The 14,389-nt window shown below is 70.5% G+C and carries 15 protein-coding genes; 3 read left to right on the forward strand and 12 right to left on the reverse strand.

Annotated features, from left to right (window positions below; genetic code table 11):
• Positions 1–15: 15 nt before the first annotated feature.
• The gene (locus ACGFYN_RS03295) at positions 16–2,070 is read right to left on the reverse strand and encodes an APC family permease (RefSeq protein WP_393864006.1); all 2,055 of its coding nucleotides are present in this window, start codon (positions 2,068–2,070) and stop codon (positions 16–18) included.
• A 437-nt stretch (positions 2,071–2,507) separates the two neighbouring features.
• Between ACGFYN_RS03295 and ACGFYN_RS03300 the strand changes: the two genes are divergently transcribed.
• Both ACGFYN_RS03300 and ACGFYN_RS03305 read left to right on the forward strand, forming a co-directional pair.
• The gene (locus ACGFYN_RS03300) at positions 2,508–3,179 is read left to right on the forward strand and encodes a potassium channel family protein (protein WP_393864007.1); all 672 of its coding nucleotides are present in this window, start codon (positions 2,508–2,510) and stop codon (positions 3,177–3,179) included.
• Complete coding sequence (locus tag ACGFYN_RS03305) at positions 3,179–3,856, forward strand: potassium channel family protein (protein WP_393864008.1); 678 nt, start codon at positions 3,179–3,181, stop codon at positions 3,854–3,856. Before ACGFYN_RS03300 ends, ACGFYN_RS03305 begins: the two co-directional genes overlap by 1 nt.
• A 114-nt stretch (positions 3,857–3,970) precedes the next feature.
• Here ACGFYN_RS03305 and ACGFYN_RS03310 read toward each other — a convergent pair whose 3' ends face one another.
• The 9 genes from ACGFYN_RS03310 to ACGFYN_RS03350 form a co-directional block, all read right to left on the reverse strand.
• The gene (locus ACGFYN_RS03310; RefSeq protein ID WP_393864009.1) at positions 3,971–4,714 is read right to left on the reverse strand and encodes a DUF3159 domain-containing protein; all 744 of its coding nucleotides are present in this window, start codon (positions 4,712–4,714) and stop codon (positions 3,971–3,973) included.
• A gap of 3 nt (positions 4,715–4,717) precedes the next feature.
• Positions 4,718–5,116, reverse strand: a complete 399-nt coding sequence (locus ACGFYN_RS03315) for an OB-fold nucleic acid binding domain-containing protein (RefSeq protein WP_393864010.1) — start codon at positions 5,114–5,116, stop codon at positions 4,718–4,720.
• Positions 5,117–5,162: 46 nt separating this feature from the next.
• Positions 5,163–5,882: a response regulator gene (locus ACGFYN_RS03320; RefSeq protein WP_393864011.1), complete on the reverse strand. Its 720-nt coding sequence runs from the start codon at positions 5,880–5,882 to the stop codon at positions 5,163–5,165.
• Positions 5,876–8,425 carry an ATP-binding protein gene (locus tag ACGFYN_RS03325; RefSeq protein WP_393864012.1) on the reverse strand — a complete coding sequence of 850 codons (2,550 nt, stop codon included), beginning with the start codon at positions 8,423–8,425 and terminating at the stop codon, positions 5,876–5,878. The genes ACGFYN_RS03320 and ACGFYN_RS03325 overlap by 7 nt, the downstream gene beginning before the upstream one ends.
• Before the next feature lie 126 nt (positions 8,426–8,551).
• Positions 8,552–9,244, reverse strand: a complete 693-nt coding sequence (locus tag ACGFYN_RS03330; RefSeq protein WP_393864013.1) for an ABC transporter ATP-binding protein — start codon at positions 9,242–9,244, stop codon at positions 8,552–8,554.
• A 71-nt stretch (positions 9,245–9,315) separates the two neighbouring features.
• Positions 9,316–10,494, reverse strand: coding sequence for an alginate lyase family protein (locus tag ACGFYN_RS03335; RefSeq protein WP_393864014.1), 1,179 nt, complete (start codon positions 10,492–10,494; stop codon positions 9,316–9,318).
• A gap of 165 nt (positions 10,495–10,659) precedes the next feature.
• Positions 10,660–11,415: a DUF3710 domain-containing protein gene (locus ACGFYN_RS03340; protein ID WP_393864015.1), complete on the reverse strand. Its 756-nt coding sequence runs from the start codon at positions 11,413–11,415 to the stop codon at positions 10,660–10,662.
• A 1-nt stretch (position 11,416) separates the two neighbouring features.
• The gene (dut, locus tag ACGFYN_RS03345) at positions 11,417–11,977 is read right to left on the reverse strand and encodes a dUTP diphosphatase (protein WP_393864016.1); all 561 of its coding nucleotides are present in this window, start codon (positions 11,975–11,977) and stop codon (positions 11,417–11,419) included.
• Entirely contained in the window at positions 11,974–12,558 is a 585-nt protein-coding gene (locus ACGFYN_RS03350; protein WP_393864017.1) for a PaaI family thioesterase, read from the reverse strand. The genes dut and ACGFYN_RS03350 overlap by 4 nt, the downstream gene beginning before the upstream one ends.
• A gap of 58 nt (positions 12,559–12,616) precedes the next feature.
• Here ACGFYN_RS03350 and ACGFYN_RS03355 point away from each other — a divergent pair, with 58 nt between their 5' ends.
• Positions 12,617–13,081, forward strand: coding sequence for a DUF3093 domain-containing protein (locus ACGFYN_RS03355; protein WP_393864018.1), 465 nt, complete (start codon positions 12,617–12,619; stop codon positions 13,079–13,081).
• A gap of 16 nt (positions 13,082–13,097) precedes the next feature.
• Here ACGFYN_RS03355 and ACGFYN_RS03360 read toward each other — a convergent pair whose 3' ends face one another.
• Together ACGFYN_RS03360 and ACGFYN_RS03365 are read right to left on the reverse strand one after the other, a co-directional pair.
• Complete coding sequence (locus ACGFYN_RS03360) at positions 13,098–14,012, reverse strand: hypothetical protein (protein WP_393864019.1); 915 nt, start codon at positions 14,010–14,012, stop codon at positions 13,098–13,100.
• 13 nt (positions 14,013–14,025) lie between these two features.
• Positions 14,026–14,322: a DUF4193 domain-containing protein gene (locus ACGFYN_RS03365; RefSeq protein WP_005481602.1), complete on the reverse strand. Its 297-nt coding sequence runs from the start codon at positions 14,320–14,322 to the stop codon at positions 14,026–14,028.
• Positions 14,323–14,389 lie beyond the last annotated feature (67 nt).

The raw sequence follows: 14,389 nt of genomic DNA on the forward strand, positions 1-14,389 counted from the left end.
GTTGACCGGCGAGCGTCAGCCCTGGCTGCCGGTGTGCTCCTTCGAGCGGCCCGACTGGGCCGGACCGCGCCGCACCGAGCCCGGCGCGCTCCAGTCCTGCCGCCTGCGGGCCCGCATCTTCGCGGCCTCCGAGGACTCCAGCTGGTAGGGCACCGAGGTGACCATGACGCCGGGTGTGAACAGCAGCCGGCCCTTGAGCCGGAGCGCGCTCTGGTTGTGCAGCAGGTGCTCGTACCAGTGGCCCACGACGTACTCGGGGATGATCACGGACACCGCGTCCCGCGGCGACTGGTTGCGCAGCCCCTTGACGTACTCGATGATCGGCCGCGTGATCTCGCGGTACGGCGAGTCCAGCACCTTCAGCGGTACGTCGATGCCGCGCCGCTCCCACTCCTGCCGCAGCGCCTTCGTCTCCGCCGGGTCGACGTTGACGGTCAGCGCCTCCAGGGTGTCCGAGCGCATCAGCTTGGCGTAGGCGAGGGCGCGCAGCGTGGGCCGGTGGATCTTGGAGATCAGGACCACCGAGTGCACCCGGGAGGGCCGTACGCTGTCGTCGCTCGGGCCTTCGGGGGCCGCGATCTCGGAGGCGACCCGGTCGTAGTGCTTACGGATGGCCGTCATCGTCGCGTAGAAGATGCACATGCCCAGCAGCGCCACCCAGGCACCGTGCGTGAACTTGGTGACGAGGACGACGACCAGCACCAGACCGGTGAAGAAGGCGCCGAAGGTGTTGATGGCCCGCGAGCGGACCATGTGGCTGCGCTTGGCGGGGTCCTTCTCGACCGCCAGATGGCGGTTCCAGTGCCGGACCATGCCGGTCTGGCTGAGCGTGAAGGACATGAACACGCCGACGATGTACAGCTGGATCAGCCGGGTCGAGTCGGCGCCGTAGATGATGACGAGCAGGGTCGCCGCGCCGGCCAGCAGCACGATGCCGTTGGAGAAGGCGAGCCGGTCGCCGCGGGTGTGCAGCTGGCGGGGCAGGTAGCGGTCCTGGGCGAGGATCGAGCCGAGCACCGGGAAGCCGTTGTAGGCGGTGTTGGCGGCCAGGAACAGCACCAGCGCGGTGGCCGCGGCGAGCACCACGAAGAAGAAGCTGCCCTTGCCGAAGACGGCCTCGGCGACCTGTGTGATCACCGGGTTCTGCACATATCCGGAACCGACGCCCACACCGTGCCTGAGCAGGTCGGTGGCCGGGTTCTCGACCATGCGGACCTTGGTCGTCAGGGCGAGGACGATGATGCCGCAGAACATGGTGACGGCGAGCAGGCCCATCATCGCGAGCGTGGTCGCCGCGTTCTTCGACTTGGGCTTCCTGAAGGCCGGCACGCCGTTGGAGATCGCCTCGACGCCGGTGAGCGCGGCACAGCCGGAGGAGAAGGCCCGGAGCATCAGGAAGACCAGGGCGAATCCGGCGAGGCCCTGGTGCTCGGCCTTGATGGTGTAGTGCGCCGTCGGTGCCCGCATCGTGTCCCCGAGCACCATGCCGCGGAACGCGCCCCACGCGATCATGATGAACACGCCGCCGACGAACACGTACGTCGGGATCGCGAAGAGCTTGCCGGACTCCTTGACGCCGCGCAGGTTCATCAGCGTCAGCAGCACGATCACGGTGACCGCGCAGAAGACCTTGTGCTCGACCACGAAGGGCACCGCCGAGCCGAGGTTCTCGATGCCGGACGCGATCGAGACGGCCACGGTCAGGACGTAGTCGACGAGCAGGGCGCTGGCCACGGTCAGGCCCGCCTTGGGACCCAGGTTGGTGGTGGCGACCTCGTAGTCGCCGCCGCCGCTGGGGTAGGCGTGCACGTTCTGCCGGTAGGAGGCGACCACCGTGAACATCAGCACCACGACCGCGAGCGCGATCCAGGGGCTGAAGTGGTACGCCGACACGCCTGCGATGGAAAGGACCAGCAGTACTTCCCCGGGGGCGTACGCCACCGAGGACAACGGGTCGGAGGCGAAGACGGGGAGGGCGATGCGCTTCGGCAGGAGCGTTTCGCCGAGCCGGTCGCTGCGCAGTGCGCGCCCGATCAGAATCCGTTTGGGCACGTCGGTCAGTTTGGACACAACAGGTAATCGTAGGCGTTCGAACGGGCGGTGAACCACCTCCCCCACCCTTGGCCCTGCGCGAGCCGGGGACCGCCGTCCCCGGATCTGCCCTCCGGGTGAAAACAGCGAGGCCACGGCTGCGGATTCCGCGGCCCGCCGTCGCGTCATGCCTATATGACAAGCACCGCTCTACTCCCCGCTGTCATCGCCCTGTTGTCGTTCCACGGAGGTTCCATGCACGCCACCGCAGAGTTGATCGGCGCCGCGGCGGCCCTCGTCGGCCTCGGAATCCTGACTCTCGCCAGTGTCCGCAGCATCAGCCGGCGCTGACATCACAAGCCGCGCGGCAACCGTGCACAGGGGTGCCTACGGCCCACCGCTGGTGTGTAGCTTTGGGCGTCGGTCTGAGACCCTGATCGGGCTGAGCAGTGATTCTTGACACCGGAAGGACGGTCGTGCACATCGTCATCATGGGCTGCGGAAGAGTAGGTTCCGCTCTTGCCCAGACCCTGGAGCAGCAGGGGCACACGGTCGCAGTGATCGACCAGGACCCCACGGCCTTCCGCCGCCTCGGCCCCGGATTCGGCGGCCGCCGGGTCACCGGCATCGGCTTCGACCAGGACACCCTGCGCGAGGCCGGCATCGAAGAGGCGGGTGCCTTCGCCGCCGTGTCCAGCGGTGACAACTCGAACATCATCTCCGCGCGCGTGGCCCGCGAGATGTTCGGTGTCGAGAACGTCGCCGCCCGCATCTACGACCCGCGCCGCGCCGAGGTCTACCAGCGCCTCGGCATCCCCACCGTCGCGACGGTCCGCTGGACCGCCGACCAGATGCTGCGCCGGCTGCTCCCCTCCGGCGCCGAGCCGCTGTGGCGCGACCCCACCGGCGGCGTCCAGCTCGCCGAGGTGCACGCCTCCGCCGCCTGGGTCGGTCACAAGATCAGCAAGCTGCAGGAGGAGACGGGCGTCCGGGTGGCGTTCCTGACCCGGCTCGGCGAGGCGATCCTGCCCACCTCCCAGACGGTGCTGCAGGAGGGCGACCTGGTGCACGTGATGATGCGCACCGACGAGGTCGACAAGGTCGAGGCGGCCTTCGCCAAGGGTCCTGACGAGGAGGGGGGGCACTGATGAGGGTCGCCATTGCCGGTGCCGGTGCGGTAGGCCGCTCGATCGCGGGCGAGCTGCTGGAGAACGGCCACGAGATCCTGCTCATCGACAAGACGCCGACCGCCATCTCGGTCGAGCGCGTCCCGCAGGCGGAGTGGCTGCTGGCCGACGCCTGCGAGATCACGTCGCTGGACGAGGCGGCGCTGCAGCGCTGCAACGTGGTGATCGCCGCGACGGGCGACGACAAGGTGAACCTGGTCGTCTCGCTCCTCGCCAAGACGGAGTACGGCGTTCCGCGCGTCGTGGCCCGTGTCAACAACCCCAAGAACGAGTGGCTCTTCAACGAGTCCTGGGGCGTCGACGTCGCCGTCTCCACCCCTCGTCTGATGTCCGCCCTGGTCGAGGAGGCGGTGAGCGTCGGCGACCTGGTCCGCCTGCTCCGCTTCAGCCACGGCGACGCGAACCTGGTGGAGCTGACGCTGCCGGAGGAGTCGGCCCTGGCCGGCACCCAGGTCGGCGACGTGGAGTGGCCCGAGGACACCTCCCTGGTCACCATCATCCGCGGCACCCGCGTCCTCACCCCGTCCCGCGAGGACTCCCTCGAGCCGGGCGACGAACTCCTCTTCGTGGCCGCCCAGGCCAGGGAGGAACAGCTGGAGGACCTGCTGTCGCTGCGCAGGGAGGACACGGCGGGCTAGCCGCCGCGTTCCTAGACGGCGAAGGGCGCCCCCCGAGAACGGGGGGCGCCCTTTGTTCGTTCTTTCAGCCTGTCCGGCGTTCGAGGACGAGGCGCGTCCAGGACCGGACTACGCCTACCGGCGGTGCCGCCCGCCGCTCGCCTCGATCCCCTCCGCGGCGGCCCGCTCCTTCTCGGCCTGCTCCTCCGCCTCCATCTCCGCGAAGACGTCGATCGGCGCGGGCGCCTTCGCCAGGAAGACCCAGGTCAGCCACACGGCCAGCAGGAACGGCGGGATCTTGAGGGCGACCAGGACCCAGCCAAGCTGAGCCGTGTTCGCCCACCAGTACAGCGGGAAGAGGATCGCGCACTTGCCGAGCAGGATCAGGCCCCAGGCCCAACTGGCCTTGGAGTACGCCTTCTTGCGGCCCGGGTTACGCGTGCGCCAGGAGAGGTTCTCCTTGAAGACGGGCCCGAGGATCAGCCCGAGGAGCGGGACCCCGCACAGCGTCGTGACGATGTACGCCAGCGCCAGGCCCAGCGTGTAGAGCATGCCGGGCAGGTAGAAGTCCTTGGCGTTGCCCGTCATCATCGCGAAGACGACACCGAAGGCGACGCCGAAGACCCCGCTGAACGCGTGCTTGACGGTGTCCCGCATGACCAGGCGGACCACCACGAGCGCCAGGGACACCACGAGGGCGGCGATGGCCGACCAGTGCAGGTCCTTGTTGATCGTGTAGATGGTGACGAAGAGGAGGCCGGGCAGCACCGTCTCGACCATGCCCCGCACACCGCCGAACGCCTCGAACAGGGCGGCCTCCGTCACCGTCCGCGTGTCGTCGGCTTGAGTGTCTTCGGTCGGCTTGTCGAGCGACGTCACCGGCTACTCCCGTCCGAGGGGTCTCAGTTCGTATTTCGGATTGAACAGCACCCGGCGGCCCCGGCTCAGCGAGATCCGGCCTGATGCGATCAGTCTGCGCCCCGGCTCTATCCCGACGATGGAGCGCCGCCCGAGCCACACCACGTCGAGCGCGGCGGAGCCGTCGAACAGTTCGGCCTCCAGGGCCGGGACGCCCGCACGCGGCCGCAGGGTGACCGTGCGCAAGGTACCAGTAACCGTGACGATCTGTCGGTCGTGGCAGTCACCGATCCGGGTACAGCCCGCGGTCTCGGTATCCTCCCGCAGCTCCTCGGACTCCAGGTCCTCCTGCGAAGAGGAGAGCCGGTCAAGCATGCGCCGGAACCGGCCCACCGGCTTTTCGGAACGAGGAACAGCACTCATGTCTTGAAGCGTACCGGGGTGCACTGACGGCTACGTACCCGCGGCCCTAGCCCTCGAACCGGTAGCCCATGCCCGGCTCGGTGATGAAGTGCTTGGGGTGGGACGGGTCGGCCTCGAGTTTCCTGCGCAGTTGCGCCATGTACACCCTGAGGTAGTTCGTCTCGGTCCCGTATGACGGGCCCCACACTTCCTGCAGGAGCTGCTTCTGGCTCACCAGGCGTCCCGTGTTGCGCACCAGCACCTCCAGCAGATGCCACTCCGTGGGCGTCAGCCGTACGTCCCTGCCGTCCCGGTGGACCTTCTTCGCGGCCAGGTCGACGGTGAACTCCGGGGTCTCCACGCTGGTCACGTCGTTCTCGCCGGCACCGACCGGCTCGGCCCGGCGGACCGCGGCCCGCAGCCGGGCCAGCAGCTCGTCCATGCCGAAGGGCTTGGTGACGTAGTCGTCGGCGCCGGCGTCCAGCGCCTCGACCTTCTCGTCGGAGGTGTGCCGCGCGGAGAGCACCAGGATCGGCACCCGGGTCCAGCCGCGCAGCCCCTTGATCACCTCGACGCCGTCCATGTCGGGCAGGCCCAGGTCGAGAACGACCACGTCGGGGTGGCGGGCGGCGGCGAGCTGGAGGGCGCTCGCGCCGTCGTGGGCCGCGTCGACCTCGTACCTGCGCGCCTTGAGGTTGATCACGAGGGCGCGGACGATCTGCGGCTCGTCGTCGATGACGAGCACCCTGGTGGGGGCCTGGGGGGCACCGCCGGTCGGGCTCACCATGTGGTCTGCCTTTCGGGTTCCGCCGAGTGGAGAAGATCCCGCGCGTGCGTCGCCGCCGCGCGCAGGGTGAGGACCATGGTGAGGCCGCCGCCGGGGGTGTCCTCGGCGTTGAGGGTGCCGCCCATGGCCTCGGTGAAGCCGCGCGCCACGGCGAGACCGAGGCCCACGCCGGCCCCGCGCGGGGCGTCGCCGTAGCGCTGGAAGGGCTCGAAGATGCGCTCCTTGGCCTCGTCGGGGACGCCGGGGCCGCGGTCGACGACCCGTACCTCCACCCGGTCGGCGATGGCGCTCGCGGCGACCAGGACCGCCTTGCCCTGCGGGCTGTACTTGACGGCGTTCTCGACCAGGTTGGCCATCGCCCGCTCCAGCAGCCCCGGGTCGACGGCGACCATCGGCAGGGTCTCCGGCACGTCCAGCCCGACGCTGCCCTCGGGCACCCCGACCAGCGCCATCGGTACGACCTCGTCGAGGTCGGCCTCGCGGATCAGCGGGGTGACCGTGCCGGTCTGCAGCCGGGACATGTCCAGGAGGTTGCCCACGAGGTGGTCGAGCCGGTCTGCGCCCTCCTCGATGCCCTCCAGCAGCTCCGCCTGGTCCTCCTCGGACCACGCCACGTCGTCCGAGCGCAGCGACGACACCGACGCCTTGATCCCGGCGAGCGGGGTGCGCAGGTCATGGCTGACGGCGGCCAGCAGCGCCGTACGGATGCGGTTGCCCTCGGCCAGCGCACGGGCCCGGTCGGCCTCTTCCTGGAGGCGCGTGCGGTCCAGGACGACGGCGGCCTGGGCGGCGAACGCGGCCAGCACCCGGCGGTCCTCGGCGGGCAGCACCCGGCCGGTGAGCGCCAGCGCCAGGTGGTCCCCGACCGGCACGTCCACGTCGGCGTCGTCCGGGCGCCCGACCGCCGGCCCGAGTCCTGCGCGGCCCGCGCAGGTCCACGGGTCGTGGTCGCTCGCCCGCTCCAGCAGGGCGGCCGACTCCATGCCGAAGGTCTCGCGGACCCGTTCGAGGAGGTCCTCCAGGCCGGTCTCGCCGCGCAGCACGTTGCCCGCGAGGAAGGAAAGGATCTCCGACTCCGCGCGCAGCCGGGACGCCTGGTGGGTGCGGCGGGCCGCGAGGTCGACGACGGAGGCGACCGAGGCGCCGACGCCGACGAAGATGACGATCGCGACGATGTTCTTGGGGTCGGCGATGGTGAAGCGGTGCAGTGGCGGTGTGTAGAAGTAGTTCAGCAGCAGGGAGCCCACCGCGGCCGAGGCCAGCGCGGGCAGCAGCCCGCCGAGCAGCGCCGCCGCGACCGTCACCGCGAGGAACAGCAGCATGTCGTTGGCGAGCCCCAGGTGGACGCTGCTGAGCAGCACGGCGAGGACGGCCGGGAGGATCACGCCGACCGCCCACCCGGCGATGATCCGGGACCGGCCGAGCCGTGCCCCGCGGGCCACCGGCAGTCCGCGCCCCTTGCCGGCCTGGCCGTGGCTGATCAGGTGGACGTCGAGGTCGGGCCCGGAGTCCCGGGCCACCGTCGCGCCGACGCCGGGCCCGAAGACGTACTGCCAGCTCTTGCGCCGCGAGACGCCGAGCACGATCTGGGTCGCGTTGGCCCCGCGCGCGAAGGCGAGCAGCGCCGCCGGTATGTCGTCGCCGACGACGTGGTGGAAGGTGCCGCCCAGGTCCTCCACGAGGGTGCGCTGCACGGCCAGCTCCTTCGGCGAGGCGGCCGTCAGCCCGTCGCTGCTGGCTATGTAGACGGCCAGCACCTCGCCGCCCGCACCCTTCTCCGCGAGGCGGGCGGCACGGCGGATCAGCGTCCGGCCCTCCGGTCCGCCGGTCAGGCCGACCACGATCCGCTCGCGCGAACCCCAGATCTTCGAGACCCGGTGCTCGCTCCGGTACTGCTTCAGGTACTCGTCGACCCGGTCGGCCACCCACAGCAGCGCCAGCTCCCGCAGGGCGGTGAGGTTGCCGGGCCGGAAGTAGTTGGACAGGGCCGCGTCGACCTTGTCCGGCTGGTAGATGTTGCCGTGCGCCATGCGCCGGCGCAGCGCCTCGGGCGACATGTCGACCAGCTCGATCTGGTCCGCCCGCCGCACCATCTCGTCCGGCACCGTCTCCCGCTGCCGCACCCCGGTGATCGACTCGACGACGTCGCCGAGCGATTCGAGGTGCTGGATGTTGACGGTGGAGACGACGTCGATGCCGGCGGCGAGCAGCTCCTCCACGTCCTGCCAGCGCTTGGCGTTGCGGGAGCCGGGGATGTTGGTGTGGGCGAGTTCGTCCACCAGGGCGACCTGGGGACCCCGGCCGAGCACGGCGTCGACGTCCATCTCGGTGAAGACGGCGCCGCGGTACTCCAGCTCCTTGCGCGCCACCTGCTCCAGGCCGTGCAGCATCACCTCGGTGCGCGGCCGGCCGTGGTGCTCCACGAAGCCCACGACGCAGTCGGTGCCCCGCTCCACGCGCCGGTGCGCCTCGGAGAGCATGGCGTACGTCTTGCCGACGCCCGGTGCCGCACCGAGGTAGATCCGAAGCTTGCCGCGTCCCATGGCCCCTATTGTCTTCCCGTTCCGTGCTGCGCACGCAGCGTCGACCTTACGGCCAGCGTTCTGGACAAATGGGACGAGAGCCGGGGCAAGTGATGTTTTTGACGCATCCCTGACGGGCCCGGCGGATCAGTGCTCGACGATCTCCCCGTCGCTCAGCTCCAGGACCCGGTCGGCCAGGTCCAGCAGGGTCGCGTCGTGCGTGGCGACGAGCGCCGTGACCCGCTCGCTGTGGACGACGGCCCGCAGCAACTCCATGACGGCGTGCCCGGTCTCCGCGTCCAGCTGGCCGGTCGGTTCGTCGGCGATCAGCAGAGAGGGGCTGTTCGCGAGGGCGCGGGCGATGGCGACGCGCTGCTGCTGGCCGCCGGACAACTCGCCGGGCCGCTGCGCGGCGTGGTCGGCGAGGCCGACCAGGGCGAGCAGCAGCTCCACGCGCTCCTCGCGCTCCCGGACCTCCGTCCGGCGCAGCCGCATGGGCACGCCGACGTTCTCGGCGGCCGTGAGGATCGGGATGAGCCCGAAGGACTGGAACACGAAGCCGACGCGGTCGCGGCGCAGGGCGAGGAGCCCGTCCTCGCCGAGCGCCGACAGATCGAGGCCGTCGACGGTGACCCGGCCCCCGTCGGGTGCGTCGAGTCCGCCGACGATGTTCAGCAGCGTCGTCTTGCCCGATCCCGAGCGCCCCTTGAGGGCCACGAGCTCGCCGCGCGGCACCTCGAAGGAGACGCCCCGCAGGGCGTGCACGGCGGCCGCCCCATGGCCGTAGGACTTGTGGACGTTCTCGACCCGCACCATGGTCTCGGTGACCACCTGGCTCATGCGCCCTCCCCCGTGCAGCCGTCGGCCGGGCGCCAGTATCGCCACCCGGGGCCCGGTCCTTCAACGGTCGGTCAGCTCGGATTGTCCCCGTGGGTGAGCGTCTCCCAGGCGACGAAGAGGTTGTTGCTGCCGGCCGGGCGCTGTCGCTCGGTCAGCGTCTGGGTGTTGGTCATCGCGATGCCGAGGCGGTTGTGCAGGGCGTTGTAGCCGACCTCGGTGACCGGTCCGAGCCCGAGCTTCGGCGATCCGCCGCAGAGCCAGCTCGGGGCGGCCGTGCCCAGCTGGTACTTGGACTGGAACCCCAGCGCCTGCCGCAGCCGCTCGCCGACGTCGGTGCCGTAGAGGTCCTGGCCCTGGATCCGGCTGGTCTCGGCGACGTGGGAGATCGAGGAGATTCCGTAACCAGTGTGGGTGAAGTCGCGGCAGGTCTCCTGGGTGAGCCCGGTGACGAAGGTGGACTGCCCCTGCCAGTAGTCGACGATCTTCTGCCTGGTGTCGAGGTGCTGGCTCGGCACGGTCTTCGGCAGATCGCCGTCGGAGGCCAGATACACATAGGCGGCCGTCCGGGTCCGGAACGTCGCCATGGCCTTGTCGTACGACGTCTTGTCGTCCAGGAAGACGGAGATGCCCACGGCGGCCTCCGTCATCGTCAGCTCCCAATTGCCGTTGGAGTTGGAGCCGTTGATGACCTCGGGAAGGTAGACGTCGCGGAGCATGCTCGCGAAGCGGCCGGAGTTCGACCAGGTCCCGGTGTACGTGTACTTGATGATCTCGGCGGCCTTCGGCCAGGAGGAGCCGGCCCAGCCGGTCTGCAGGGGCGCGTTGCTGTTGGTGTGGTCCTTGATCACCGCGGACCAGGCGTCCATCAGCTCGATGGACTTCTTCGCGTAGCGGTCGTCGCGGGTGATGTACCAGGCGAGCGCGTCGGTGTACGCGGCGATCGCGTCCTCGCGCTCGTCCGTGCAGCCGTAGTCGGGGTTCGAGTACGAGCCGCACTCGACCGTGGCGCGGGGCTTCGGCGTGCGGTTCAGGTCCGCGTACTTGCTCGCCATCATCTGGTCGTAGGCGCCCTTCCAGGGCTGGGCGCCTGCGGCGACCTTGGTGCGCGCGAAGTCCAGTTGCGCCTTGGAGACGGTGACTCCGGGGTGGACGAAGGCGCTGGGGGCGGCGTCCGCATGCCGGGCGCTGGGCCACGCGAGCATGCCCACGACAAGCGCGGAGGTGGAGACGAGGAGGGCGGTACGGCGCATAGTGGGGGGCCTTCCGTTCTCGTACATGAACGTGAAGCGCCTTTATGAACAGACGCGTGTGGCCGGAACGGTAGGTACAGACCAATGCACCGTCAAGAGGTCACGCACGTGAAAGAGCCGCACCCGTGGGGGTGCGGCTCTCGAATCGTTCTCCTTGCGGAGCGTCTAGCGGACCTCGGTGATCTCCGGCCCGCGCTGGAGCTGTCCCATGCCGCCGGCGAAGCGCGAGGACTCCTCCTGCTGCACGCCCTCGGGCACCATCTGCGCGTCGTCCGGCAGCTTCAGGACGATCGGGTCGCGGGGCGCCATGGGGCCCTCACCGCGGACCACGACCGTGTCCCGGAAGATCTGCTCGAGCAGGCCGGCCGCCTGCGGCTGCACCGCGCCCTGCCCCGAGATCACACCGCGCAGGAACCAGCGCGGACCGTCCACACCGACGAACCGCACGACCTGGAAACCGCCCGTGCCGTCCGGCAGTTGCACCGGCACCTGGGCCCGCAGCTCCCAGCCCAGCGGACCCTCGACCTCGTCGATGATCCCACCCTGCTGGGTGATGCCCGAACCGATCTCCTCGCGCACCTCGCCCCAGATGCCCTCGCGCTTGGGAGCGGCGAAGGCCTGCAGCTGGATGGCGCTGTCGCGCAGCACGACGGTCGCCGCGACGATCGCGTCACCCGCGACCTCGACCCGCAGCTCCATGCCGTCGACCCCGGGAACGAAGATCCCGCCCAGGTCCACGCGGCCCTCGGCCGGGTCGCGCACCTCGGAGTCGTCCCAGGGTCCGTCGGGCCGCGGCCCGGGTTCGAGCCGCACGTGCCCGCGCTCTTCCTCGTCCGCCTCAGTGTCGACGCTGTCGACGACCTGCTCGGCCTCGCCGGCCGCGTCCTCGGCGGCACCCTTCTTATTGCGACGTCCGAACACGTCACTGTCCTTCCCGGTCGGATACGACCGATGCGTATCGATTCCCACCCGCCCGGCCGCCCTCGGCGGCCTGACCGTTCGTGCTGCTGGTTCCGGCCACCGAGGCATGGCCCCCGGTGGACCCGAAGCCCCCTTCGGCCCGCGCCGAATCGGGAAGCTCCGCGACCTCCTGGAAGCGGACCCTCTCGATCTGCTGGACGACCAGTTGGGCAATCCGGTCGAAGCGCTCGAACCGCACGGCCTCGCGCGGGTCGAGATTCACCACGATCACCTTGATCTCCCCACGGTACCCGGCATCAACCGTCCCCGGGGCATTCACTAGGGCGACACCGCACCGGGCGGCCAGACCGGATCGAGGATGCACGAAGGCCGCGTACCCCTCGGGGAGGGCGATAGACACCCCGGTGGGCAGCACCGTCCGTTCACCGGGCCTCAGTTCGCACGCCTCGGTGGTCCGCAGATCGGCTCCCGCGTCGCCGGGGTGCTCGTACGTCGGAAGCGGTACGTCCGGATCGACGCGACGGATCTGCACGTCGAGCTCTCGACGGGGGGCAGGGCTCACGGGTTCACCTCGAAGGCGCGGGCGCGCCTTTGCTGATCGGGGTCGCTCATGGCGACGCGGATCTCCTCCGGGCGGCCGTTGTCGATGAAGTGGTCGACCTTCACCTCGATGAACAGGGCGTCCGCGCGGACCGCGACGGGCCCGTCCGGGCGGTCGATGCGCCCGGTGGCGGTCGAGTAGATCTTGCGGCCCGCCACCGCGGTGACCTCGGCCGTCAGATGCAGGGTGGTGCCCACCGGAACCGGCCGGACGAAGTCGGTCTCCAGCCGTCCGGTCACGGCGATCGTCCGCAGCAGCCAGTTCAGCGAGCCGAGGGTCTCGTCGAGCGCGGTCGCGAGCACGCCGCCGTGCGCGAGACCGGGAGCCCCCTGGTGGGCGGGCTGCACGGTGAACTCGGCGGTGATCGTGACGCCTTCGCCGGCCCGCGCCTCCAGGTGCAGCCCGTGGGGCTGCTCGCCGCCACACCCGAAACACTGTTCGTTGTGGGCACCGAGAGGCTCACCGGGTGCGGGAGCGTCGGGGTGCCGAACGGGTCGCACCGCGTCGGCGGGGGGCTGAAGAGCTGGGGAAGTACCACTCACAGCCGCAGACCTTACCCGCGCGTCCGTCGATTCCGGACACCGTGCCAAGCTTGGCTCCATGCAGCTCTCCACCGCCCCGTACGAAGAACGCCTCACGGCCCCGCGCTCGTGGTGGCTGATCTCTTTCCTGGTGGGCGTCTCCTTCGCCCTGATCCTGCTGCCGTTCGGCACCCTGCCGATGCTCGGCGGCCTGGTCGGCGGCACCGCGGCGGCGGCCGTCGTGGCGAGTTCGTACGGCTCGGTCCGGATCCGCGTGGTGGGCGGCTCGCTCATCGCGGGCGAGGCGAAGATCCCGGTCACGGCCCTGGGCGAGGCTGAGGTCCTGGACCCGGAGGAGGCGCGCGCCTGGCGCACGTACAAGGCCGACACCCGCGCCTTCCTGCTGCTGCGCGCCTACATCCCGAGGGCCCTGCGGGTGGAGGTCACCGACCCCGAGGACCCGACGCCGTACCTGTACCTGTCGACGCGGGAGCCCGAGCGGCTCGCGGAGGTGCTGAAGGCGGCGCGGGAGGCTGCCGCGTAGGGGCTCGGCCCGCGGCTCAGTCGTCCAGCTGCAGCGGATCGGCGGGCGCCTCCAGAGGAGGCAGCGCGGGCAGCGCGTCCCAGGGCACCTGGACCTTGCGCAGGTCTCTGCGGATGCGCCCGGCGAGCTTCTTGGTGTCCCGCCGGTTCATGACCGCGCCCACCGCCGCGCCCACCATGAAGGGCATCAGGTTCGGCAGGTCGCGCACCGTGCGTTTCATGATCTGCTGACGCAGCTGCTGCTTCGCATGGCTGTTGAGCGCCGTGGTCACGGTCGCCGGCTTGGCCACGTCGATCCGGCGCTCCCCCGACCAGGAGTTCAGATACGCGGTGCTGCGCTGCTTGAGGTTGCCGGGCGGGCGTACGCCGTAGACCTCGTGGAGTTCGGCGATCAGCTTGAGCTCGATCGCGGCGACGCCGGTGATCTCGGCGGCGATCTCCGTCGGCATCGCGGGCGGCACGGGCAGCATCGCCGCCGCTCCGATGCCCGCTCCGACGGTGGAGGTGGCGGCCGCCGCGCCCGCCACGAGTTTGTCCGCGAGCTGCTCGGGCCCGAGACCCGGGAACTGCTTGCGGAGCGCGGCGAGGTCCCGTACGGGGACCCGCGGGGCGATGTCGATGATCCGGTCGGCGACGTACGCCAGACCGGCTCTCGCGGCGCTGCCGCTCTTGCGCACGCCCTGACGCGCCTTGTCACGGATCACCGCGGCCCGCCGCCGGGCGACGGGCGCGGGGGTCCCTGACGGAGCCGGGAGGTCACCCCGGCCGGCCGCCGGTTCGAGCGAGGCCGATCCTGTGGCCCCGTCCGTACCGGGCGTCACACCGGAGGGGCCCCGCTCGTCGTCACGCGCGCCGTGAGGGCCGTCGTAAGGCCCTTGGTCCGCTACCGGCTTCGGGAAGCGGCGCTTCCAAGGTGGGGTCGAGCCAGTCACGGCCGACCCGGCCTCAGTCGCAGTCGCGGCAGATCGGCTGACCGTTCTTCTCCCGGGCCAGCTGACTGCGGTGGTGCACCAGGAAGCAGCTCATGCAAGTGAACTCGTCCTGCTGCTTCGGCAGCACCCGGACGGCCAGCTCCTCGTTGGAGAGGTCCGCGCCGGGCAGCTCCAGGCCTTCCGCGGCCTCGAACTCGTCGACGTCGACGGCGGACGTCGACTTGTCGTTCCGCCGGGCCTTCAGCTCTTCAAGGCTGTCCGAGTCGACGTCGTCGTCGGTCTTGCGTGGAGTGTCGTAATCCGTTGCCATGTCGCTCTCCCCCTCTGGGTGTCTGCGGTGTCTCCAGCGCACGTAACGCGTGAGAGGCCGGACTTGT

This window comes from Streptomyces sp. NPDC048419, from assembly GCF_043200415.1.
In the GTDB taxonomy this organism is placed as follows: Bacteria; Actinomycetota; Actinomycetes; order Streptomycetales; family Streptomycetaceae; genus Streptomyces.